The 25523-nt window shown below is 46.0% G+C and carries 12 protein-coding genes; 4 read left to right on the plus strand and 8 right to left on the minus strand.

Annotation, left to right across the window (positions count from 1 at the left end; all coding sequences use genetic code 11):
* Positions 1 to 548 precede the first annotated feature (548 nt).
* Positions 549 to 2948: a C25 family cysteine peptidase gene (locus ONB37_16570; protein MDZ7401771.1), complete on the minus strand. Its 2400-nt coding sequence runs from the start codon at positions 2946 to 2948 to the stop codon at positions 549 to 551.
* A gap of 439 nt (positions 2949 to 3387) precedes the next feature.
* Positions 3388 to 4287, minus strand: coding sequence for a universal stress protein (locus ONB37_16575; GenBank protein MDZ7401772.1), 900 nt, complete (start codon positions 4285 to 4287; stop codon positions 3388 to 3390).
* Between the two features lie 502 nt (positions 4288 to 4789).
* On the opposite strand from ONB37_16575, the gene ONB37_16580 reads away from it, so the two are divergent.
* Entirely contained in the window at positions 4790 to 7840 is a 3051-nt protein-coding gene (locus ONB37_16580) for a fibronectin type III domain-containing protein (GenBank protein MDZ7401773.1), read from the plus strand.
* 202 nt (positions 7841 to 8042) lie between these two features.
* On the opposite strand, the gene ONB37_16585 is transcribed toward ONB37_16580, so the two are convergent.
* Complete coding sequence (locus ONB37_16585; GenBank protein ID MDZ7401774.1) at positions 8043 to 11321, minus strand: PDZ domain-containing protein; 3279 nt, start codon at positions 11319 to 11321, stop codon at positions 8043 to 8045.
* Positions 11322 to 11853: 532 nt separating this feature from the next.
* On the opposite strand from ONB37_16585, the gene ONB37_16590 reads away from it, so the two are divergent.
* Positions 11854 to 12792: a PHP domain-containing protein gene (locus tag ONB37_16590; protein ID MDZ7401775.1), complete on the plus strand. Its 939-nt coding sequence runs from the start codon at positions 11854 to 11856 to the stop codon at positions 12790 to 12792.
* 269 nt (positions 12793 to 13061) lie between these two features.
* The gene (locus ONB37_16595) at positions 13062 to 14249 is read left to right on the plus strand and encodes a beta-lactamase family protein (protein MDZ7401776.1); all 1188 of its coding nucleotides are present in this window, start codon (positions 13062 to 13064) and stop codon (positions 14247 to 14249) included.
* Between the two features lie 229 nt (positions 14250 to 14478).
* On the opposite strand, the gene ONB37_16600 is transcribed toward ONB37_16595, so the two are convergent.
* From ONB37_16600 to ONB37_16620, 5 genes are all read right to left on the minus strand, one after another.
* A complete protein-coding gene (locus ONB37_16600) occupies positions 14479 to 15843 on the minus strand; it encodes a sigma-54 dependent transcriptional regulator (protein MDZ7401777.1) in 1365 nt (454 codons plus the stop codon).
* 293 nt (positions 15844 to 16136) lie between these two features.
* Positions 16137 to 18146 (minus strand): ATP-binding protein, encoded by a 2010-nt coding sequence (locus tag ONB37_16605; GenBank protein ID MDZ7401778.1) that lies wholly within the window; start codon positions 18144 to 18146, stop codon positions 16137 to 16139.
* Positions 18147 to 18371: 225 nt separating this feature from the next.
* Complete coding sequence (locus ONB37_16610; GenBank protein MDZ7401779.1) at positions 18372 to 19493, minus strand: hypothetical protein; 1122 nt, start codon at positions 19491 to 19493, stop codon at positions 18372 to 18374.
* 100 nt (positions 19494 to 19593) lie between these two features.
* On the minus strand, positions 19594 to 20301 hold the full coding sequence (locus tag ONB37_16615; GenBank protein MDZ7401780.1) for a hypothetical protein: 708 nt from the start codon (positions 20299 to 20301) through the stop codon (positions 19594 to 19596).
* Positions 20302 to 20481: 180 nt separating this feature from the next.
* Positions 20482 to 21966: a T9SS type A sorting domain-containing protein gene (locus ONB37_16620; GenBank protein MDZ7401781.1), complete on the minus strand. Its 1485-nt coding sequence runs from the start codon at positions 21964 to 21966 to the stop codon at positions 20482 to 20484.
* Positions 21967 to 23032: 1066 nt separating this feature from the next.
* Between ONB37_16620 and ONB37_16625 the strand changes: the two genes are divergently transcribed.
* Positions 23033 to 25288 carry a TonB-dependent receptor gene (locus ONB37_16625; GenBank protein MDZ7401782.1) on the plus strand — a complete coding sequence of 752 codons (2256 nt, stop codon included), beginning with the start codon at positions 23033 to 23035 and terminating at the stop codon, positions 25286 to 25288.
* Positions 25289 to 25523: the final 235 nt, after the last annotated feature.

The raw sequence follows: 25523 nt of genomic DNA on the forward strand, positions 1-25523 counted from the left end.
TCATTTATGCAGATGTTATTAACGATCCGAATTATGGCATAGGAATTGTAGAAAGAAAAGGCAATGCATCAATCCATGATAGGTGCATAGGATATTCGTCTCCCACTATTACCGAACCGATGACTGAGCTGGAAATGGAACATGAGGCCCTATGGACTGATGACCGGAACTGGAAATGGCTGGGCACAACTGATGTAATGGTGGGAACGAATGTTCATCCTGCAATTAATTGAGTATCGAAAGAAATCTTGCTCATATCCCTCACAAAGCCGACATTGCCCCCTAGGGTGTCGGCTTTTTTATTTTGCTAGACTGAAGCCGGATGTCAACATATTTCAATATAGCCTGCGCCTTCCGCTTTGAATTCAATTCGATGTGTGAATTCGGCTTCCAGAATTCCGCAGAACCTGATTATGACCGAATACCATTTGCATATCGGGCTGAGCAATCCCGAGAGTCTCAATAGCTCTCATTTTCATCGATAAATCTAACAAATGATTGTCTGGTTTCTTAATTTGATTGATCCAAAGGACTCACTTTGAGGCTATTTATTTCAGCAGTGTGATTGAGCGCATCCGAACGCCTTCATCCGATCGCAGCGTCACCATATAGCATCCGCTCGCAACTGGCAATCCATTTTGATCCAAGCCTTCCCAGATGAACCGGTGCCATCCCTGGGGCAATTCCCGATCCCATAGCGTCACAATTTTTTGCCCGATTAGGTTATAGATTTCCAGGCTCACTGGTCCAGTTTGCTGAATTGAAACATGGATCTCAATTGTCCCATTAAAAGGATTGGGAAAAACGGGCTTTAATTCAAACCTCGTCGGATTTGCAGGATCCGAAGAGATCACATCGGTGCTCTGAACCAAAATATGACCAGCGAACATCCGATGATTCAGTGCTGTAATGGTTACTATCAATTTGCTGTCCTGCACCGCATCGATCTGGAGCTGGGCCTTACCATTTTGATCTGCGACAGCGCAAGCGAGGAGCCCATTTTGGCCGGAAATTGCCACTCTTGCTTTTGCCACCCCTGTGTTGATGGTTATTTCGGCTGGAGTATTAAAAATTCTCTCTGGATATTTCACTTGGTCGAACTCTCGAATCTGATCGGTCCAAAGCGTCATTGCTGGGTCTCCCAATACATTGCAGCAATAGAAGCACCAGCGCAGCGCCCCTGGCTCCCATTGATTCGGTGCGGTGACAAATGGAGCGCTTCGAATACGGGAAAGAGTATGGGCTGCCCCAATCGCTGCAACGCTATCCCCATAAAGGGCACTAACAAACTCCCGATTCAAATGCAAGCTCGGTCCTTCGGTTTGCCCCTCGTTGAACCAGCCATAACGAGAGTTGCCTATATATGCTGAAGCAAAATTTTCGATCCCCATCATCTTCTCTGCAATGCAATCTTCGCCGCTATAATTTGTCATATCGAACGCCGCAGCCAAGCAACCATGCGAATAAATCACTGGATTGAGGTGATCAATCCCATTTATTTGTGCAAAATTATTCGGGGTAACATCGAAGCGACTTAAAGTCATATTTGTGCCAGATGATGAATGTCCCGCATGGTAGATCATGTTGTAGCCCTGATTGATCTGCTGAATCAGGACGTCTTTTTGTAAAATGCCTTGATCTTCCTCATAGAGGAAAGTAAAGTTCAAATAAGAGGGCATCCCCACTGTTGCATAGCCATTATCGGTTCGATCGCCGATCAATAAATTCAAGTAATCCGAGCCATAAGATAGTGGGTCATTCCAGAGCTTTTCGCCGACCATGAGTATTTTGGTTGCATCTTGTACCACTGGGCGAGCCTGATAATTGCAAATCTTATTGATGATGGCTCGAATTTCTGCTTCATTATCAGCGCAAATTCGCCCCACAGCTAATTCCGGTAATAGATCATCCTCTCCTGGTTCGCCCCAAAGATCATCTCCATTCTGATTCCAATTCCCATCTAATGCGGCGTAGTAGAGGTCTGAAGGAATGCTTTTGTCCTCATATACATCGTTTCCAGAAAGGACCTTACAATAGAGCCCTCGAAATGGAACTTGCATCTGTCCCAACGGACTGGTATCTCCATCCCCAGCCAGCAGCACGAAGCGGATGCCGTTCTCCTGAACCTCATGAATGATGTAATTTCTGATCTTTTCAGGCTCGTCAGCGCCCGAAGCCAATTGATAAATTTCCTCAACGGGCATGATCTTCGTTTTGATCCCGAGCTCGGCATAGAAATGCACCAACGATTCATAATCATCGAGGAAATCTTTTATCGTGACAATTAGGTAGTCATAACTTTTGTTGCTTGACAGCTTCGGATAATTTTGAATAGAAGCATTAAAATTGTCAACGATCCTAGCGAGTTGGGCTAATGTCTCAGCAGATGAACGATAGAGCTGTTGCGCTTGCACCGCCCGATCATCAAGCTCAGTGGTGATTTCCACCCAAGCTTCAGAGTAGTAAAATAGGGTCCTCTCTCTTGGCACATATTCCAGCGGGCAAAAACAAGCCAGAGCGACTGAATGGCCAAAATAGTAGTGGGTTTGCACTGAGGGAGGGAAACCTGTGTAAGATTTTGCGCTCTCATAAATGGATTCATTGATCACGGGCTTTTTTGAACCAGCATCAGAAGTTTGGGGCGCTTGTTTGGGTGAGAGAAAATATTTGTGATTAACTTCTCTTTTACCGCGAAAACTGATTTTCAAATCCTTCGCTGAGTGTCCTGGCGGAAGAAGCAAACAAATCGGATAAAGGGGAAGCGTCGGCTCACCAATTTTCCCAGCCTGATAACATTTCGGTACATAAGCCAGATACGTTCCATCTGGTTGTTGCACCATCTCGGGAGCCGAAAAACGATAGCTATGGGTGATAATTTCACACAATCCAATTTTCTGAGCAATCAAAGAAACCAATACCACGAAAATAACTCGATTCTTTTTTCCCATACCGACCTTTTCAATCCTCTTAATGGAATCATATTTTTGCCAGTGAATTCATAATTGGATAAAAATGCAATTCTTCAGCCTCAGCACTTCAATACCAATATACTGCAAAAGAGAGGTGATTCCCAATATTCACATCATGCATCCGAAGGAAAGCATGTCATAGCATGCTATTTCAAAATTAAAGGGACTCCTGCATCAGTTTTAGCGAGACTCGCAGATCCGCCCATTTCATCACGAAAGTCTCCCATAGCCTAAAAATATGCTTCTGCAAATCAACAATGATGTATTCGAAGCATAATAAGAAACCCCATCAATCGTTTCATGCATGATAGCGCTGAGATTCATTCCTTTGGTCAGGGGATGGAGATCGATAGTCCTGGGAACTTTTTTCCGCTATTTTGCAGCAGCTTATAAGATCGAACCAAAGCATTCAATTTCGTCATCCCTGCTTGACTGTGAGCACAGGAACCTCGGAATGCCTCACCACTTTTTCGGTCGTACTGCCGATGAGGAAATGCTCCAGCCCTCGCAATCCATGGGTGGCGATCACGACCAGATCACAATTTTCCCGCTTGGCGTATTCGACGATCTGCTGATATGCAGGTCCTTCTGCCAACGCGTACTCCGTAGGGATTTCAGTCCGTCCAATTTGCTCGCGAAATTGTTTCATAGCAGCGGAAGCGCGATCTTTCAAATCGCTATCGATCTCAAAGATTGAAGTTTTGCCTGCAGCATAAAAAGCTGGGTGAATTTGTTGTTCAATGGAATGAAAAATAATGACCGCTGATCCAAAAAGATGCGCTAATTCCAAGCCATACTGAAGTGCCAGCTTGGAGTAATCAGAAAAATCAATCGGCACCAAAATCCTTTGGAAGGTATTAATCTTTTTCGCGTCCTTGCGAAAGGTCATGACGGGGCATTTTGCCATTCGAACGATACGTTCAGCGACGCTACCTAATAGCAGATGGCTCAATGCCGTACGACCATGAGTGCCCATCATGATAAGGTCTATCTGGTTATCTCGGGCATAGGTTAAAATCTCCTCAGCGGCTGAAAATCCGCGAGCGCTGGCTGCTACCATCTTCAATGAATCATTTTGATGTTGATCGACCAACTCCCCCAACTTTTCTTTGGAAATATCTTCAATCAGCTCATAGCTCATTAAATTATCTGGTAATCGGTCATCTGGCTTGTATGAATCATGTTCATACATCAGGATCGCATGAAAGAGATGCAGTTCCGCTTTAGCCTTTCGTGCAAGCGCTACGGCATTTTCAAAGGCCACCTTCGAACATTTCGAAAAATCCAATGGACAAAGGATTCGCTTCAATTGAATCATAACCAATACCTCCAATAAATTCTCTCATACGATTATGGACAATATACCAGCATAAAATTTCAAAGTCAAGCCAATTTTGTTCTTTTAAGGCTAGACGCATAAATTAGAATGTGTCAATCTATTTTGAATAAAAATTTTTCAGTTCGTACGATTGCCAATTCGCTAAAAATTTCTTCTATAAATTTTCCGGTCCAATCATATGCAGGAAGAAGATCGTTGACCAGTTTTGAACGCAGGACCCTCTCCAATAAGGCTCAATCGAAAATTCCCTTGTATCTTTCAGAAAAAGTTCTAATATATATTTCTTTAATCTGAACGAGCAAAGCTTATGAAATGAACAGAAATTGAATAATCTCTGCCACCCATAAAAATGCAAAATTTTTTATCTCACGAACCGACCAGTAGAGATGTTTGCATTCGCTGCCAGATGATGGTAACTCAAATCATTTGAATTTTGCAGAAGTCTATCGAACAAATCATCAACGTCATGGAGGCGAAAGATATGTTTCTGAACCGAGAACGGTTTAAATTGTTCCTTATGGTTTCTCTCTTTCTTTTCTCTTGTGCCCCGATCTATCGCCACCCTGCTGAAATTGAAATCAAACGGGAGAAGAATTTGGCACTGGAGGCAATCCAGCGGGCGAACAAATGCCTTAGCGATAACATGTCCCCTAATTTTCAAGGCCCCATTCCAATCAATTCCAAAGTCGATTCGGTAACGGTAGATTTGAAAAGAAAAAGTTTGATTATTTATCTTTCCAAACATTTTTCCTATCAGCCATTCCGACCTGAGACCGTGCCGTTGATCTATGATCTGTTCAGAAAATATTTGGACAAAAAATTTAGACAATTCGATCTGCAGCTTTTCACGCTTGGACGACCCATTGAAACACTCATTCCCAATTTCTTTCGATCTGATAGCTCTCAATTCGACCGATCTCGCCTGCCGAAAGAGAGCACTCGACCTGGACCGCCCATTGTGCAATGTATCGAAAAACGAGCATGGCAACCCACCATGGGTTTATTCAATCGCAACATTGCGCTCTGGCATAGCCATGGCTATTATTATTCCAGAACAAAAGATCGCTGGGAATGGATGCGGCCTCGATTGTTCAATACTGTGGAAGATTTGCTGCCCATGTCGTTTGTGATCCCATATCTTGTGCCCATGCTGGAAAATGCTGGTGCCATTGTTTTTCTTCCTCGGGAGCGAGACTTACAAACCGAAATGGTGATCATCGACAACGATTCCCCGTTGAAAGATGGCCAATATCGGGAGAAAGGAGCAATCAACTGGCAAAGTGGCGATTCGCCTGGCTTCAAAATTGGTACTCGCCCATATCTTGCCAATTTTAATCCGTTTTTGCAAGGAAGCTATCGCTTCTGCCTGGCCGATTCAATCAATTCGGCGCAAGCCGAGTGGATTCCTGACATTCCAGCCACTGGCGAATATGGCGTCTATATTTCTTATCATCACTCGCTGAAAAATATTCCCGATGCGCATTACACGGTGTATCACAGCGCCGGCAAGACCGAATTTCGCGTCAATCAGCAGATGGGCGGCAGTACGTGGATCTATCTGGGGCAGTTCCGATTCAAGCAGGGGGTACATCCGGATTCCGGCCGGGTGGTGCTCACTAATGACAGCCAATGGCCCGGCCAGATCGTATCAGCCGATGCAGTGCGCTTCGGCGGGGGCATGGGCGATATCATTCGGGGCGGAACGATCAGCGGTTATCCGCGTTTCGCTGAAGCAGCTCGCTATTACCTCCAATTCGCCGGAATGCCTGATACCCTGGTTTATCATCTCAACAAGGACACCACCGATTACAATGACGATTATCAATCCCGGGGCGAATTTGTCAACTATCTCAAAGGCCGGCCGTTTGGGCCGAATAGAAATCGGGATGCGGAAGGGCTCGGCATTCCCATCGATCTATCGCTGGCGTTTCACACCGATGCGGGCATTGCCCAGGACAGCACGATCGGAACGCTGATGATCTATTCCATCACCGATGCGGAGACGCTCGATGTCTTCCCCGATGGCATGTCTCGGCTGGTCAATCGCGACCTGGGCGACATTCTGCAAACCCAAATTGTAGAGGATATTCGCCGAAAGTATCGTCCAGATTGGGCGCGCCGCGACCTTCGCGACGCCAACTATAGCGAAGCCTGGCGTCCCAACGTGCCGGCGTGTCTTTTGGAATTACTATCCCATCAAAATTTCACCGATATGCAGTATGCCCTTTGGCCCTTATTTCGCTTCGATGTCGCTCGCGCTATTTATAAAGGCATATTGAAATTTTTAGCCACCCAATATCGATTTCGATATGCCGTTCAGCCGCTCCCAGTCTCCCATTTTCACGCCTGGTTTTCAGATTCTGCAGAAGTGACTTTGCGTTGGCAGCCAGTGATTGATCCGCTCGAGCCAACCGCTGCGCCGGAAAAATATGTGGTCTATACCCGAATAGATAGCGCCGGATTCGATAATGGGACATTGCTGGCGACAAACCAATTCACCAAAAATGAATTGAAACCTGGCACGATTTACAGCTTTAAGGTCACGGCAGTCAACAGCGGCGGGGAGAGCTTCCCTTCTGAAATCCTTTCGGTCTGCTGGATGACTAACGACCAATCCCCAGTACTAATCATCAATGGCTTTGATCGAATTGCCGCGCCCGAATATATCAACGAACCGAATTTCAAAGGCTTCGCTAATTTCCTCGATCCCGGCGTTGCCGATAAATTCACTTTCAATCTCACTGGTGCGCAATTCGATTTCGATCCCCAATCCAGATTTCGGAGCAATGACGCCCCAGGCCACGGCGCTAGTTCCGCCAATTATGAGACACAACTAATCGCCGGAAATAGCTTCGACTATCCATTCATCCATGGGTCAGCCATTCGAGCTTGTGGTTACTCTTTCGTCAGTTCGAGCGACGAGGCTGTCTGGGACGGCCAGATCGATCTAAAAAACTATCGCATCATAGATCTGATTTTAGGGGAGGAGAAAGCCCTGTTTGTTTCAGGGATGAATTTGGACAACAACCCATATTTAAAAATTAATCAAAGTTTCAAAGCGTTTCCAGAGAAATTAAGGAACAACATCATTTCGTTTCTTAAAACCGGGGGCAAATTATTTTTGTCCGGTGCTTATATTGGCAGTGAGTTAGCAGGAAACAAGGACACGACGCAGAACGACATCAAATTTGCCAAAGAAGTTCTCAATATCGACTGGCAAACGAATCATGCCGCGGTTACAGGAAAGGTCTGCGCCGTGGATTCTTCATTTCTGCAGTCGCACGAAGTATTTCGGTTTAACACGGAATATCGTCCGGATCTGTATGCGGTGGAATCTCCCGACGCCATTGATCCTGTCCCTGGGACAAAAACGATCTTGCGCTATGCCGAAAATCGGTTCAGCGCCGGCACAGCCTATTTGGGGAATGATTTTTCTGTAATCGCGTTGGGATTTCCGTTCGAGACCATCATCGATCCTACCTGGCGCATCCGCTTGATGGAGGCAGTATTGAGAAGCTTTAATCAACCATGAATGATGTGATTCGCTCATCAAACCTTTTAGACGAGCAGACTTTAGAATGAGGACTCGGAACAATACACACCGCCGGAATAAAGCAATGGCCCAGAAGCATCGCTTCTGAGCCATTGCTCTGAATAAAAGCCTTTGTCTGCTAACTACTGATCACTGGTTACTGACAACTGACTACTGATAACTCCTTCATCCCGATACGTACTTACTTCTTTGGCACCTTCACTGGCAACGGCGGTGGCGCTGGAATGGTCTTCTCTTGGGTCTTCAATTCCTCTAAGATCACCTCGATCGCCTTGTTTAATTGTTCATCGATGCCGGCGAACTCTTTGGCTGGATCATTATCGACATAGATATCGGGCTCGACTCCGACGCCCTCCATGATCCATTCCTTGCCCTCGAGATCATACCGAGAAAATTCCGGTTTGTTCAAATAACCCCCATCCAACAGCGGCAGCGTGCCGCGGATGCCGACGACTCCACCCCAGGTACGCTTACCGATCAATTTGCCCAATTTGTGTTGTCTGAATCGATAAGGGAATATATCGCCATCCGAGGCAGAGAACTCGTTAATGAGGCAGACCTTTGGCCCCCAGACCATACCAGCAGGATCCACCGTGGGAATCCGGTTGCGAGCGATCGTGATCATCGCTGCTTCGCGGCGCAACCGCTCGATGATCATTGGCGACACATTCCCCCCTCCATTCCCTCGGACATCGATGATCAATGCCTTTTTCTCCAACTGCGGGTAATAATATTTTACGAACTCGTTCAGCCCAGTCACTCCCATGTCCGGAATATGGATGTATCCCACTTTCCCATCGGTCGCCTCGGTTACTTTGCGGATATTATCTTCGACCCAATTGAGATAATACAAATTCGCCTCGTCCGCAATGGGAACTACAGTAACCTCACGACTGCCAGTTTCGCTAGGGACAGTATTCAATCGCAATTTCACCTGCTTTCCAACAGTATTGACCAATGCCTGATAGATGTTGTTCATCCCCTTAGTCGATTGTCCGTTCACAGCAACGATGAAATCTCCCTCATTTGCATTCACCCCAATCTCGGTGAGCGGCGAGCGATAGGCATTTGACCAGTTTTGGCCCTTCAGAATTTTCTTGATTTGAAAATAGCCTGATCTGTCTTTGACGATCTGAGCACCCAACAGCCCAGTTTGAACTCGCTTCGCCTGAGGCATGTCCCCCCCGCCAACGTAAGTATGGCCGACGTTCAGCTCACCGATCATCTCGCCGATAATGTAGGTCAGATCAATGCGATGGTTGACATGCTTTACCAGCGGTTGATATTTCTCTTTCATCGCCTTCCAGTCCACGCCGTGCATATTCGGGACGTAGAAATACTCGCGCATCTGGCGCCAACATTCTTCGAAGATCTGCGCCCACTCTGCCTGATGATCCAACCTGACTTCCATTCCGGAAAGATCGAGCTTCTTTTCAATGCTGATCTTGGCCTTGGGCAAATCGATGATCGCGTAAGAGCCAGCTTGAGCGACCAGCATCTTTTTCTGATCAGCCGAAACCTCGTAGCCATCCACCTGGCCCAACTCGGTCTCTTTCTGTTTGCTCAAATCGTACATGAAAAGCAGCTGCTTCTCATCCTTGCTCCCCTTGCGCGTGTAGTATAGCAGCTCTCCTACCGAGGCTAAATTCCCGTAACTGGAGGCTTGAATCGGCAGCGCAACAATTCGATCTTTCAACCCATCAACATCTACTTTGACAACCAATTGTTTGACCTCCTCAGCTTTGGCCTTTTTTTCATCTTTTTTCTCGGCTGGGGCTTTGGTCTCCTCCTTTTTGACCTCTACTTCGTCACTTTTGGGCTCGAAAGGTGATTTTGTCTCTTTGGATAAGGTCACGAAATAAATGCGCTGCATGTCTTGATAGGCATGGTTCCACTCAGTCCAGCTATAGATTGGATTAAAATCCCGGTTCGACACAAAGAATAAATATTTACCGTCCGAACTAAATACTGGCTGAGCAGACTCATACCAACCATCCGTCACCTCATAGACCTCATTTTTTTCCAAGGAATACATGCAGATTTTGTTCATCCCTTCATATTCGGGACGCGTGAATGCGATCCATTTGCTATCTGGGGACCAGGAATAGTCGGTCATCTCCCAAACTTTCGACTGGTAGACCTCTTTGATCTGCTTTGTTTCAATATCCACATAGCGCAGTCGTTGCCGGCGATCGCCCCATAATAGCTTTTTGCTGTCGGGAGACCAATGCGGCTGGTAAATGTAGGTGTCGTTGCCTTGGGTAATTTGAATTGGGACACCACTTCCATCTTGGGCTTGAATATAGATTTCATCTTCGCCGGTTCGATCGGATACGTAAGCGATCCATTTCCCATCTGGTGACCATTTGGAATTGCGCTCGTGAATTCCAGAGCTGGTGGTCAAATTTCTCGTTGGACCGTTTTCGGCTGGGACAGTGAAAACATCACCTCGCGCTCCAAACAACGCACGCTTGCCATCCGGAGAGATTTCGAAATTCGTGATGTTCTTGCTTACATTTCGAATCTCTTCTCTACCGTTGACTCGATCATCGGCGATATAAATCGTGACCTTCTCAAGCTTGTTGGTCGTGAGATCGAACTTGTAGATAAAGCCGCCGTTTTCGAACACGATGGCCTTGTTGCCGAGCGAAGGAAATTTGATATCGAAATCCACAAAATTGGTCAACTGGGTGGTCTCTTTCGTGGTCAAATCATAGACGAACAGATTCATGCGCTGGTTTTCATCGCGGTCGGATAGAAAATAGATTTTATTGCCGCTCCACATTGGAATGATATCTAAAGCAGGATTGTTGGTGATGTTTTCAGTTTTTTTCGTTTTGAAGTCATAGATCCAGATATCATCCGCCATGCCACCCCGATAGCGCTTCCAGGTCCGGAATTCCCGAAACACGCGGTTATAAGCTAACTTTTGATCATCGGGCGAAAAACTGCAAAAACCACCTCGCGGCAACGGCAGTTGCTCCGGAAGATCTCCATTTAAATCGACCGCAAACAATTCGCCGATGAAGGGATTAAACGACTTCATCCGAGAGCGAAACACGATCTCCTTGCTCTTGTTTTTCCAACCCATGACGATGTTATTGGGTCCCATCCGATCAGAAACATCGTCACGTCCTAACGTAGCAGTATACGTTAACCGCTTCGGAATCCCGCCTTCGGCAGGGATTAGGTACACTTCGGTATTCCCATCGTATTGTCCAGTGAACGCAATGTACTGGCCATCAGGCGAAAAGCGAGGAAAAATCTCGACACCCTCATGGTTGGTCAATTTTCGGGCAATCCCGCCATTCGCCGCAACTGTGTAGAGATCCCCTGCATAGGTAAATACAATTTGATCATTATAAATCGCAGGGAAACGTAACAGACGGGCCTCATCCTCAGCTACTGCCAGCGATGTTAGGATCAGCAACAAGCTACTAAATAGCACCCACTTTCTCATTTTTCCTCCTTCGTTTCGTCAATAGTTGGGGTGAATTAGATAGAACGACTTTTTAACTTGCAGGGGAATTTGTTTGTTTCAAAGTGATCCCACTTCATTATCATTGTTTCTGCCGATCGGTAGTACAAAATCATCCGATCTGAGATGCCATCCGACTCAGATCGAGCACATTCGCCTCAGATGTCCATTTTAGCACTCATGGAAAAGCATCTCAGTGGATCAATTGTTCATAGCTATAGGCTTGCTTCTTCAAGCCAGAGCGAGTGGACAAATATTATCTTTCGTTTTGCAGGCAAAGCAAACTCATAAACCTCTGCCAATTCAAATAATATTTGTGGAAGCGAATGGAATTGGCTATTTAGCCAAGTCAATTTTGCATTTTTTTAATTAGCCAATGTCACTTTATTTTTGTACATTTCAAAAGTTACTATTCGGCGATAGAAAATTTCTGCCCCAAAAGATCGCTGCTCTTGTGGCAGAGGAGACAACATGAAATTCATTCAGAACCAAAGAGCGAAAGGATTTAACACAAATGGGCCGTCATATTATTGCAGACCTGCACAATCACAGCACCGCATCGGACGGAGAATATTCTCCGGAACAATTAGTTGCCAAGGCCAAAGAATTGGGTTTAAAAGCAATCGCATTAACCGATCATGATTCGATTGAAGGGTTAGAACAAGCCATTTCCGCTGGTGAAAAGCTTGGCGTCAATGTTATCCCTGGGGTTGAGGTTTCATTGGCGTTCAAGCGGCCCTATTTTGTGGGGACATTGCATCTGCTTTTATATTTTCCGCCTCACTATCTGGCAAATGGCAGCTTCAAAACCATGCTGAATGATATCATGAGCCAGGGCCGGGGATTACACCTGGTAAACGCACGGGTTCAGGCCATCAATGAAGTGTTCGGTCCAGAGGGACGAGAACCAGTGCTAAAACGACCGCTCCAAGCCGAGCACCTAACTGCTTATGGCAGCAATATTACGCGGCGGCACTTTGCTTTAGCATTGAAAGAAAAACATGGCATTGAGGACAAGGAACTCGTCAATCGAATCATCGGCAACGATAGCCCTGCTTATATCCCCTCTGGGATCGACATGCGGCTTCTGACGCCGTTGTTGCGCAAATACGCCCTATTTCGCGTCTTTGCCCATCCGGCTGCTGGGTCCTTTCCCGGAGATAGCCATTATAAAGAAGTCCTGCCCCCCTTGGAAATCGTTGTCAAAATGCTCCCTGAGTTTCTCGATCCGAGTATTCTGGGTTTGGATGGGATCGAGGTCTATTACCCAGGCCATACCAAAGAGCATAGTGTTCTGCTGTTGGAATGGGCAGAGCGATATCGCTTAGCAATTACTGGCGGGTCGGATTGTCATGATTCCATTCAGCGGCCGCTGGGAGTCGCTGGCCTCACAGAGCCAGAATTCAATGTCTTGGAGCGATTGATTCGGAATAGGACCAATGGCGATTCATAGAAAGAATTTAATTACGCTCTCTCAGTGGGCATCAGTATCTCGCGTCATCAACCTGTTTTGATTTCTGCTATCGATGAATCGATCGCACTGTGTCCATGGTAAACCAGGAATTCATAGATCATTTCTGATTCCATTCGCTTTTGAGTGGTACAGACTTATAATTGGCTTATCGAAAATTGGGGGAACTAACTTTGTTTTTTGCGGTTCAACAGTCTAAATTTTTTCATGATCGTGCATGGCTGGATATGAGTTTCATTTTTAAATGCAAAATGCGACAATCTATTTTAGTTTTTTCATTCATTATTGGAACATTTAGCTCCCTGCTCCAAACCAGTTTTGCTATTGCACAATGGCGCTTTGATCAATCCGTTCAATTGATCGATGCGATCAATCGATTTGAAAATTTTGTGCTGGATACCATGCAACGACGCCAATTGCCAGGACTTGCAGTGGCGATCGTCAAAGGCAATCAGATTGTCTATCTCAATGGCTTCGGAGTGAAAGAATTCGGAAGCTCTGACCCTATTGATATCCATACCATATTTCGCCTCGCGTCCGTCTCCAAGGGATTCGCCAGCGTACTGACTGGGGTGCTGGTAGACCAGGGGGCGTTGAATTGGGATGATAAAGTTGTCAAATATTTGCCCAACTTTCGACTGTATGATGCCAAAAATACCCAAAATTTAACCATCCGACATCTGCTGAGCCACACCACTGGATTGCCGCAACATACGTATACCGATTTGGTTGAACAGAATCTCGCCTTTCCAGAAATGATCGATCGTTTGAGCTCGGTGCCGCTGATCGCTCCTGTTGGAAAAACTTATACCTATCAAAACGTGATTTACAGCTTAATCGGAGATGTCGTCCAAGCAGCGACGGGAAAGACATATCAAGAGCTGGTGACCGAGTTGATTTTTGAGCCGTTGGGAATGGTCGACGCCTCCTTGGGAAAGGATGGCTTTTTGTCATCGACCAATCGGGCGCTCCCGCATATTCAGCGCAACGGGGGGTGGATCACTGCCCCGATTAAGGACGCCTATTATAACGTCTTGCCAGCGGCTGGTGTGAATGCTAGCATCTACGACATGGCCCAATGGCTGCGCGCGATGCTGGGCGGCGCGCCTCATACAATCTCCCAACAGACCATCCAGGAAGTGACCACTCCCTGGATTCGCTCCCCACGCGAACGGTGGAAGCATCGCTGGCGCGAGCAAGTTCGGGATGCACATTATGGCCTGGGGTGGCGAATTTACGATTACGCTGGTCACAAGCTGGTTTATCACGGTGGCTGGATTCAGGGTTATCGCGCAGAAGTTGGATTTATGCCCGATCAAAAGATCGGTATCGCCGTGCTCATGAATTTCGAGAGCCTGGTAGCCATCGAATTTTTGCCCACTTTTTTTGACATCTATTTGAACCTCACTTCTAGCGAAGAAGCAGGGTTTGCAAATTAATTTCGCCCCAGCTTGCCGAAAAGTTTAGTATGACTGAAGTACGCGAAAAACATCTCCATCCCCCTTCCTGCCCTGCCATACCATGCCAATTAAAACACAAACATCGCACTTCAGAGGAAGGATGAATTCACTGGGTCCGTTGCTTTGGAGGAAAAAAGTGAGGCTGATAGAACTGGTAAGCAAAATTTGGATCAGATTGGGCAGGATTGGGTAACGAGCGGTTAGAATTTCATTTCATCCCATATTTTTGCAGTTTGTAGCGCAAATGCCGCTCGGTGATCCCTAGAATCCGGGCCGCCTGTGTCTGAACCCCCTGTGCCTGCTCCATAGCCTGTGCAATCAAGGCCTTTTCGAATGCCTCTACTCGCTCGATAAAAGTACCCTCGCCGAACGGATCGACCTTTTTGGATTCAGGGCGCATTCCTCTCACTGTCATCGGCAGGTCCCGAACCATGATGATATCGGTTCGACAGAGCACGACGCTTTGCTCAATAATATTTTCCAACTCCCGCACGTTCCCCGGATAATCATACTTCATCAACAAATCCATCGCTTCTTTTGAGATGCCCATCACCTTTTTATTATTTTCTGCCGAATATTTCTTCAAAAAATAGTCGACCAGAAGCGGAATATCAGATTTTCGCTTGCGTAATGGCGGCACGTTGATCCGCACCACGTTCAATCGATAAAATAAATCCTCGCGGAAACGGCCTTCCTCGATCAGCTCTTCCAGATCGCGATTGGTAGCCGCCACGATCCGCACATCGACCTTGATGGTCTCGGTACCACCGACCCGTTCGAATGTCTGTTCCTGCAACACACGAAGCAATTTCACTTGAGTGGTCAGTGGGATCTCCCCGACCTCATCGATAAATAGAGTACCATGATTGGCCAGCTCGAACCGGCCCTTGCGCTGCCGATCCGCTCCAGTGAACGCGCCCTTCTCGTGGCCAAACAACTCGCTTTCAAGCAGATTCTCAGCCAGCGCCGCACAATTTACCGCCACAAATGGTTGGTCCTTTCTGGGGCTGGCGTAATGAATGGCTTTGGCGATTAACTCTTTTCCCGTGCCGCTTTCGCCAGTGATCAACACCGTCGCTTTGCTCGGCGCTGCCCTGCCAGCCAGATTCAGCGCTTCCTCCATTGCTTCACTGGCCGATATGATCTGGTCGAATTTGAACTTCGCCGCCAGTTGCTCTCGCAATAATCGATTTTCCGACACCAATTGTTGATGCTCCAGCGCCTTGTGGATCAAAATCTCCAACTGATCCAAGTCAACTGGCTTGGTCAGATAGTCGATGGCGCCTGCTCGCATCGCCTCCGTGGCGCTCTCAATGCTGCCAAACGCCGTCATCATAATGACATCGACCTCAGGATTGATGGCTTTGGCGCGCTTCAATACCTCGATCCCGTCGATATCAGGCATCTTGAAATCGGTAATAATTAAATCGATCGGTTTTTTCTCGAGAATCTTTAAGCCCTCAAGACCAGCATGGGCCTTTTCTATATCAAAGCCCTTCTTCTTTAAAAATCCTGCTAAAACCTGCACCTGGGCGGGTTCATCATCGATGATGAGAATTTTATGTTCCGACATCTACCACATTTCTCCTTTTAGACCGCAAATAGGGCGAATGAGACGAATTGCGATAATTAGTGGCTGAACCAAAATCATTAACTTTAAATCGAAAATGTCATTCCGAACGAAGTGAGGATTCTGGTTGCAGAAAGATTGTTAGAGCTAAAGATTTCTCCCTTCGGTCGTAATCACAGAGAAGTCAGTTTTCGTTATGCCCTGACTACAGTTCTGTGGCTTCAAAAAAGATTTACCTATCGAGTCACAATAAAACCATTCGCGAAATGAGCTAAATTTGCGGAATTAGCGGTCAGTCAATTTATAGGCAAATAAATCAAAAAACGCGTCCCCTTCCCAATTTCACTCTCCACCTTGATCCGACCATCATGCTGTGATATGATTTGGTGCACCAAACTCAATCCCAGTCCCGTTCCGCTCGGTTTGGTCGTGAAATACAGGTTGAAAATTTTGGAGAGGGTCTCCTGGCTCATGCCAATACCATTATCAGTAATTTCGATCAATGCCTCTCTATCGTCAATCTGTTTCAGGTGAATCTCGATTAACCCCTTGTCTTGAATCGCCTCGATGCTATTTTGAATGACATTAAGCAACGCTTGTTTCATTTGATTGGCATCGATCATAATGTCTGGCAGCGCATCAAGTTGAAGATGGAATTCGACCCCCTTCTCCTGCGCCTGTGCAGAAGTTAATTTGACAACCGATTGGATCAGCGAGGCGAGGTCAATTCGCTTTAGATCCAATGCTGGAGGCCGCGCAAATCTCAGAAATTGCTGAATAATCTCATTGATGCGGCGCACTTCGTTGACAACGGTATCTATCAATTCACGATATTCTTGTGCGTCGCCTTTCGGCTCGAACTCTTTTGCCAACCGTTGTGAGATCATGCCGATAGCATTCAATGGATTGCGGATCTCATGCGCCACGCCTGAGGCCAATTGACCCATGGCCGTCAGTTTCTCTTTGCGCCGAACAGCTTCTTCCAGATTCCTCTGTTCGGTCAAATCTTTGATCACGGCAAAGGCAGAATCGATCTCGCCGTTTTGATTTTTCAACACCGAGGTGCTGATCAAAGTGATCAGCCGACGGCCATTGAATTGAATCACCCTTTCCACATCACGGCAGGTCTTGCCCTGCTCGATCGCTTCGACCAGCGGCGCAATATCTCCTGTCACACAAAGCTGGCAAGGCTTATTCATTACCTCCTCAGCAGATTGACCAAACAATTGGCTGGCGGCATGATTGAACAGCGTGATCCGCTTGTCTCGATCGATGGCGATCACCGCATCGGTCATGTGCTCCAGAATATTGCTGGAATAGGTTTGTATTCGGCGATACGCCTGATCGATGATCCGATAATTCTGATTGATGGTCAAAAAATTGACCGCGATCAGGACAATCAACCCCAGCACCAAAGACATGATGATCATGCGGCGCTGGATGCGGTCGTTGGCTTGATCCAGATGATCAGTCTTCAGCCCGATTCGGAACAACCCCAGCGTTTCACCATCTAAAACAAACGGTCGCACGAACTCAAAAATTTTCTGGTTATTCACTTGAGTCAATCGGGATGAGATTTGATCTTGATTGAATGCCCTTGTTAAAAAAGAATCGCTCTCAATGCTTTTCATCCGAGAAATTCCTGGGGATGCCAGAATGATCCCGTCGGAATCTTGCAGCACGATATATTCGATCCCAGGGTACTCGCTAATATCCTGCATCAATTTTCCAACGCCAATGGTCTTCCTGAATTCAACAATTTCCTGGGCATCGAGGCTGGCAACAATGGCGCCGCCTCGGTCGCGCTTCACCGCCACTGAAAAATGCTGTTGCTCATCGCCTGACATCCCGAGCGCCAGCTCTGACAATTCGCCCTGAAAAATCGGTTCGAGGCTTTCTTTGTTAATTCGAAGAAGCGTGGGTGAATCAACTGAACTGGAAAGCAGCAGCTCAGCCTGAGAATTGAAAATATCGATCTGATGAACTTCATTGTCAGCAGCGATATTCTGCAACAGCTTTCGAGATAACAGATTTTCTTTTTCCAGACGATTGACCAATCGAGCAACGGTGAACAATTTGTCTTCGGCTAATTTTTCGATTTCGAGATAGGAATAAATGGCATTGGCGCCGCTCACCGAGATCGCCTCCATCAACGTCGAAGCTTCCTCTTCCATGATGTGCTGGATCTCCCGTCTAGTCTGGCGCAGCTCGATCAATGCGGAAAGGAACAAGGTAGATATGAGCAATAGCGAGATGATGATAATATAACCTGGCTGGATCGTTTTCAAGCGACTGAGTTTGTTCATCAATACAGCTCGTTTTTCTGGTCAAAAGGTACACGTGAAACGTGAAACGGTAGACGTGAGCAGTGAGATGGCAACCATTAATCAATAATAATTTGCAAAAATTGTCCTGCATCACCTGCCGACTGGCTACTGATGACTGAAGACTGGCTTCTGCCGTCTCGCATCTCACTTAAATTATTCCGTGCAAAGCCGCGTTATCTGCGTCATCCGCGTTCCATGAAAATCTCAAAATACAAATTCAACACCGCACTGTACAAAAAATCCATCAAAATCATAATAGCGATCATTCGATTCATTGGCCAAATAATTGGCGGACAGATAAAAAGAAATATTCTTTAATCCTCGTTCCAATTTAAAAATTTTCTCCCACGTCGTTCCGATTAATTGCTGCCGATCGTTTCGTTTTTTAGCCACTGGGTTCGAGCTAAGGCTCGAATCGGCCGCAATCGAGTACAGATAATCTTTATCGATGAGACTCCCGTAAATTTTAAGCGTGCTCTGCCATGGCAAGATCTGGGTCAGGGTGATTTCCAATCCATTGCTGCCATAGGCATAAGGATCATCATAGAGCTCATCATCTTTGCTGTATGAATATTCCATTCCCGCCAAATAGCGAATGTTATTTGCTGGCTGGAACTGCCTGAGATATTCGAGGCTCAAACCCGTTTTTGAGAATAGGGATTGGGCGAGTTTCATGCTGAGGCTGGCTCGCTGGGCTTTCAGCGCTGCCATATTGTATGCGATGATAGAGGTATCTGAAGGCATTACCATATTCCCTTTGCCATAACGACCTCCTTTGCCCTTGCCTGGTTTGTTAGGGGTCACCACAATAATTGGTTCAGCAGTTTGCAAATTGATATATTTTTTTTGCCCAAAATCGAGCTCACCGATGAACGTGGTACGGGTTGGGAAAAAATGTTTGAACTGAACAAAGCCGAAATGCTCCTGATAGCTCAATTCCGATAAGTTTTGGTAGTCCCGATAGCGAAAACGATAGCCCAATTGGAGCGGTGTGGTTTGCCAGCGATCCCAGCGAAGCTGAGCGAAGGCGATCAGTGTCCGATAATCATAAATTTCAAAATCAGGTTGATATTTCCGTAACTGACCCGCAGCACCAAAATTGAAGTCAGTATGTTCGCTGAAATTGAGAATTGATTCCAATCCGATTTGATGGGCGTGAGACAATCGATCGGTATAATAATAAAATAAGTTGAGATCGCCTGTGTAATTGAACCGAATGGGAAGCTTGTTCAATTCAAAGTCATACTGGAAATTCACCGAGGTCTGGGTCACCCAATCACCCGCTGCCAAATAGTTGCGGAAGATATTTTGATCATAAGCAGTCATCTGGCTGATTGAAAAACGGGTTTGGGCGGAAGATTGATTCCACCAGAAAATTATCCAAATTAATAAACAAACCAGGTTTTTTACAAAAACCTGGTTTGTATTAATTCTTCTTTCTCCCATGCCCTTGCCCTCGTTTCTGCTTCCCAAATTTCTCAAAGCCCCGTCCATCCGAGATGCCGTCGCCGTCACTGTCGATAAAATAGTCGTATTTTCTTCCTTTGCCATAGCCCTGCATTTCGTGCTGAAACCGATTGGTAAACGGATCGTGCATGCCATCGCCATTGTTATCTCTGAATTGGGGAATGACTTTGCTGCGATCCTCATCGATGCAGCCGTAACGATAGCCCATGGTATTATCCGAAAAGAACTCGATACCCGTAATATCGTTCTTTCCATCCCCATCCATATCCAGCACGAATTCCCGCAAATCCGCTTTAAACCGAGGTCGAATATTCTCATCCCGAATGCCATCACCATCGCTATCGACCCAGGGCGTCTCCTGCCGAACGCCTCTTTTTCGCAGCATGTCGAACATCAGATCATTCACGCCGTCGCCATCCCGATCGACCCAAAGGTCATTGATGCCGTCCTTGTTTTTATCCTCAAATTGGAAATGATGCGGATACGGCAAATTAGTGACATCGTTAATCCCATCACCATCAGCGTCGCGGAACAGATCATTGAAGCCATCACGATCGGCATCTTGGTAGCCAATAATAGGAGTCTGATCATCATTCTGACCGAAGAAAATACTCGGGAGCATCAGGATGACAATCAGTAGCGATAATTTTAATATTTGATTCTTCATGCTCACCCTCTTTTCCACATTGCAGTGGAATTTAGCTGCTTTGAAAATACAGATTTAAAATTTTAAAATCAAGCACAAAAATATTCTCCCACAGAAATGGAATCCCACAGAATTTTTTATCTCATTTCTGTGGGACTGCAATTCTGTGGGAGAAAATTGAAGCCCACAGATAAAATTACTTTACTTCACCAGGGACATCTGCCGAATCTGGGTTTGATCACCGAACTGCAATTTGTAGAGGTATGTCCCAGTTGGCACTAAATTGCCAGCATGATCCCGACCATCCCAAACGACCTGATAACTCCCAGCAGGCTGATACTCATTGACCAGCTTACGCACTTCCTTACCCAGCACATTAAAGATGGTGAGCTGGACCATTCCTGCTGACTGGATCCGATAGCCAATCGTCGTACTCGGATTGAACGGATTGGGATAATTCTGTTCCATTACGAAATTGGTTGGTACCTTGGTTTCCAATCCAGCCAATGACGTCGTGCTTTGAATGCCTAAAACGGCATAATAAGGATGAATATCTTCGGCTTCAAAGATAATGATCTCATTGTTGAAATCGTAGCTGGCGTTGGTCACAGGCAGCCACTGTTCGAGTCTTTCATCCCAATATTTCAACTGAATCGAAGCCATATTCGATTTATTCAGCATCATGCCGCCAGAATCGCCTTCGCCGTAGTGAAGCTGGATTCTTAGTCGTTTGATGAAGCGAACGGGCACGCCTTTGCCATTCACCCGATGTCCCCCAGGATTGGAGAAGTGGAAATGCCAACCTGCAATTGCCGAATCAGGACGCCCTGGAAGACTATCGCGCCAGACCTTCATGAATTCGCAATAAACCGAATCAGGAAACTGGGGACCCTGATGTCCACCACCCTGCCAGGCACCAGGCGGAATTTCAACCCATGAGGAAGAATCAATCGGACAATGGATGCGTTTTTGATTTTTGTGATGCTTACTGATCCAGCCGCCGCTCCATGGCGCAGGCCCCATGGGTGCTCGCCATTCCAGTCCATCAATTTTGAAGACTTCCAGACATGGCAATTCGCTATCGCCTTTTACAGCGCCTTCTATGGTGACAGTAGCGCCATCCACGGGTCGCACAGCGCCACTTTTTGGTTCATACCAGGGGGGGCCAAAACAGAGCTTGTAGTCAGGAAGCTGGTCACCGTCGACATCCAAATAATAATGCTCATAAAAATAGGTGGTATCTACCAGCACCGTGCCAGTAACGGTTATGATTTTCAGACTGTCACACCATTGATAATGCTGCCACCAATTCTCAATTGGCTCGCGCCACAATAATCCGTTGATCTCGAAAACAATGACGACGGGGATCGCTGGTTTCTCATTCACCGCCCCAACGATGGTGACATAATCACCAGCATTGGGTCGAGTAGCACCGCTTTCGGGTTCATACCAGGCAGGTCCAAAGGCCAAATTGAAATCGGCAACCCCATCATTATCCACATCCAGAAAATAGATGTTTTGATGCGTAGTATCGATAATGACGGTGCCCGTCAACGTCACTTGATTTAAAGAATCGGGCCAAGCTTTCTTGCTGCGCTGCTTGTCCTGTGCAGAGGCATCCACAATTTGGATGCTCAGAAATACAATCAAAAAAGCTAAAATTGCGGTTTGAATCGTTCGGTTCATAGCACACTCCTTGTTGAATTATGACCATTTCAGTTTAATTGAGAACTAACCATCCGAAGATCTTCGTTCAAATGCGAATCATTCAAAGTCTATGCCATTATTTCAGTGCCAGCTAACTTGTGCTGAATCAAATGATTAATCGGAAAGCAATTGTTTTAAAAATTAGGTTCGCTCGACTCTTTGGTCGAGCAGATACGACGATTTGGTCGCTTCCATGCTAATCCTTTTCAGATAGTTTTTTTTATAAAGACTCGTCCGACAAAACAGAAAAAATTTTTCTCGGTCATTTTAATGGAAACTTTTTTGATCCAAAAAAATTAAATTATAAAGCTTGATACGGCAGCCAAATAATCGTTTTGCAATTAAGCATTTATTTGTTCGTTTCTAGAGATCGTTCCGTTGCAACAAAAACGGCTTTTCAATGAAAAAATTGCGCACCACACACATTCAATTGGCTTTGATCACTCGAGTCATCGCCTCTTTTCTCATTTGCACATTGACGATGATGCCTTTGGCGTTGCTTTCACACACCATGCATGAGATGGAGCCAGCATCAAACTGCACGATGAATGATTCAAACTCATGTGACTGCTGCCAATCGGGGGCCTGTTGCGATCGCCCGTCCGATCAAAACAACAACCAGCATCATCAGAAATGCCATTGTTTTTGTTTCTCCAATATGCTAACCATTCTCCCTCGGCTCCCAATGCAGTTTTGCCTCATCCAAGAGCCATTATTTCAACCTGACTGCCCTATTCAAATCTCCCCTATTGTTCAAGACATATTCCGACCACCAAGAAGCTAATCCCTTTTTCAAATCAAACAATCTTACAGCTTAAATAAGGCGGGCCATTTAAAATAAGCGATCGCCAAGAACCGAAATGTTCTGAATACTCTTATATTTTTATTTCGGAAAATTTTCTACGGCCGGCTTATTTTAAACTGATATGGGATGAAATAGCAAAATATTATCCACCACAATTATGGCTTGGAAGCTAAATGGAAAACATGCAAATTTCCTTAATTTGCCAATGAATTATATTTTTAACAGGTAAAGGAGACGACGATGAAAAAATCAATCCATTTTTTAATTTGCCTCTTTCTGGTGGCAATTTTGTTTATGGGAAAGGGATCATTGCTCTATTCACAACATCAACAGCATCAAGGATATGTTCATGGCACTGTCATGGGCATCAAATTTGATCAGAGCGCCCAAGACACGATTTCTCTTGCTGGCGCCAATGTGTATTGGGCGGGAACATCTTTGGGTACAACAACCGATGCTCTGGGGAACTTTCAATTAAAAAAGCCAAAGTTAGATAGCTTAAAGCTAATCGTCAGCTATGTAGAATACAAAAACGATACGCTGATCATTGATGATCATATTGATCATGTAATGGTCTTTTTGAAACAAATTCGAACAACCGAGGGCCTTGAGGTTACAGCAGAAAGGCCCCATATTTTTCATTCTGCAGAAGAAGTTCGCGCCACCCAGACCATTACAGAAAGCGGACTGCGAACATTGGCTTGCTGCACCTTGTCAGAAAGTTTTGAAAACACGAACACTGTCGATGTCGAAAAAAGCGACGCCATCAGCGGAGCAAAGCGCATTAAAATGCTTGGATTGGCGGGATTCTATACTCAGGTTTTGATAGAAAAGAAGCCAGTGATCCGCGGGCTCATCGCTCCATTCGCACTCGACTATGTGCCGGGCCCATGGATGGAATCGATTGATATCTCCAAAGGCACCGCATCGGTGATGACGGGATACGAATCCACCACAGGGCAGATCAATGTAGAGTTCAAGAAGCCCGAAAAAGACGAGCCGCTGTTTTTCAACATCTATCAGAATAGCATGGGCAAGACGGAATCCAGCCTCGGGGTCTCGCATCGTTTCAATGACAGGCTCAGCACCATGGTATTGGCGTATGGTAATCTCAATCGCCTTCGCCATGATAAAAACGATGATACGTTTATGGATATGCCATTGTCCGAGCATCTCCATGTGATGAATCGCTGGAAATTTCAGCCAGGAGATCTGGGAGATGGTCAATTGGGCTTCACCATCATTCATGACCACCGAGATGGCGGCCAGACTGATTTTGATTTTGATAACCATACACCGCATCTGGATGATTATGGTTTTCACACCAAAACCAATCGACAAGAGGTTTACGCCAAGTTCGGTAGGGCGCTGGATCAAGCGGGCTCGAGCAGCATCGGATTTATTTTTTCGGCGTTTCGTCATAACAACGATGCTTTCTGGGGAACAAAAACTTATCAAGGAAACGAGACCAGTCTTTATGGTAACTTGATTTTTCAGAAAACCCTGGGCGCACATGATATTGCCACAGGCGTCAGTTTTGTATCGGATCGAGTCGATGAAATTTATAACGATGCGGACTACAAAAAAAATGAGCGCGTTCCTGGCATCTTTATCGAGCACACGTGGAAACCCACCGATAAAGTGACCACGCTGGCAGGATTTCGTTATGACCGCCATAGTCTCTACGGCAATTTTTATACGCCTCGCTTTCATGTGAAATATCTATGGACGCCTGCGACGATAATCCGTCTATCGGCTGGCAAAGGTTATCGTAGCGCTCACCTTTTCATGGAAAATCTGGCAATTCTGGCCAGCTCGAAGCGCTTGTCTATACTTGAAACGCCTAAGGCTGAGGAAGCATGGAACTATGGGATTCAATTGTCACAGGATTTCACTCTGGGTCATGATCGACCCGCCACATTGGTTGTGGATTTCTATCGAACTGATTTTCAGAATCGGGTGATTGTGGATACTGAACAAGCGGCTGACCAGATCCATGTTTACAATTTAAACGGAGCTGCGTTTTCCAATAGTTTTCAGATCGAGCTGAACGCCACCATTTTTTCAGGCTTTCAAAGCATTTTGGCCTGGCGCTGGAACGATGTGAAAATGACGATCAATGGTCGCCTGTTGGAAGAGCCGCTGACCAACCGCCATAAAGGGCTGCTGGTGCTGTCGTATCAAACACCTTCGAAAAATTGGCAGTTTGATTTGACGACCCAATTGAACAGCAAGAGCCGTCTACCCAATACCGAGATGAATCCAGAGAACTATCGAACAGCAGCCTACTCTCCCGCTTATGTGATGATGTTTGGCCAAATCAAACGCAAATTTAAAAATCTGGAATTCTATATCGGCGTGGAGAATATCACCAACTACATTCAGCCCAATCCAATTCTGGCGTGGCAGGAGCCATTCAGTCCCTATTTTGACTCGTCGAGAATTTGGGGACCTGTGGTGGGCAGGCAAATTTACGCTGGGATACGGGTGAATTGAAATTCAATCCAAGTTTTTTCTTGAAGCCAGTGAGAAGCTGCAGCTAGTCAGCTTCTCACTGGCCTTTTTCTCATTGGAAAAACTGAGGCGGCCACATCGGCACGTCGCTCTTGTTTTTTTCATATTCATTCCCAAATCTAACGAGCAATAACTTATCTTCGCAGCGAGCAATGACATAATAAAAGGCGATTATTCCAATCCAGAGAGCAAATGAGAGAAGCAAACGCGTCAGCAC

It is taken from the genome of candidate division KSB1 bacterium, assembly GCA_034506395.1.
Lineage (GTDB): Bacteria > Zhuqueibacterota > Zhuqueibacteria > Thermofontimicrobiales > Thermofontimicrobiaceae > Thermofontimicrobium.

Bases quoted from the DNA above. Each gene is read 5' to 3' on its own strand.
- ONB37_16620 (MDZ7401781.1), bottom strand. From the start codon at position 21,966: ATGAACCGAACGATTCAAACCGCAATTTTAGCTTTTTTGATTGTATTT.
- ONB37_16595 (MDZ7401776.1), top strand. From the start codon at position 13,062: ATGCGACAATCTATTTTAGTTTTTTCATTCATTATTGGAACATTTAGC.
- ONB37_16585 (MDZ7401774.1), bottom strand. From the start codon at position 11,321: ATGAGAAAGTGGGTGCTATTTAGTAGCTTGTTGCTGATCCTAACATCG.
- ONB37_16605 (MDZ7401778.1), bottom strand. From the start codon at position 18,146: ATGAACAAACTCAGTCGCTTGAAAACGATCCAGCCAGGTTATATTATC.
- ONB37_16610 (MDZ7401779.1), bottom strand. From the start codon at position 19,493: ATGACTGCTTATGATCAAAATATCTTCCGCAACTATTTGGCAGCGGGT.
- ONB37_16590 (MDZ7401775.1), top strand. From the start codon at position 11,854: ATGGGCCGTCATATTATTGCAGACCTGCACAATCACAGCACCGCATCG.
- ONB37_16570 (MDZ7401771.1), bottom strand. From the start codon at position 2,948: ATGGGAAAAAAGAATCGAGTTATTTTCGTGGTATTGGTTTCTTTGATT.
- ONB37_16615 (MDZ7401780.1), bottom strand. From the start codon at position 20,301: ATGAAGAATCAAATATTAAAATTATCGCTACTGATTGTCATCCTGATG.
- ONB37_16575 (MDZ7401772.1), bottom strand. From the start codon at position 4,287: ATGATTCAATTGAAGCGAATCCTTTGTCCATTGGATTTTTCGAAATGT.
- ONB37_16625 (MDZ7401782.1), top strand. From the start codon at position 23,033: ATGAAAAAATCAATCCATTTTTTAATTTGCCTCTTTCTGGTGGCAATT.
- ONB37_16580 (MDZ7401773.1), top strand. From the start codon at position 4,790: ATGTTTCTGAACCGAGAACGGTTTAAATTGTTCCTTATGGTTTCTCTC.
- ONB37_16600 (MDZ7401777.1), bottom strand. From the start codon at position 15,843: ATGTCGGAACATAAAATTCTCATCATCGATGATGAACCCGCCCAGGTG.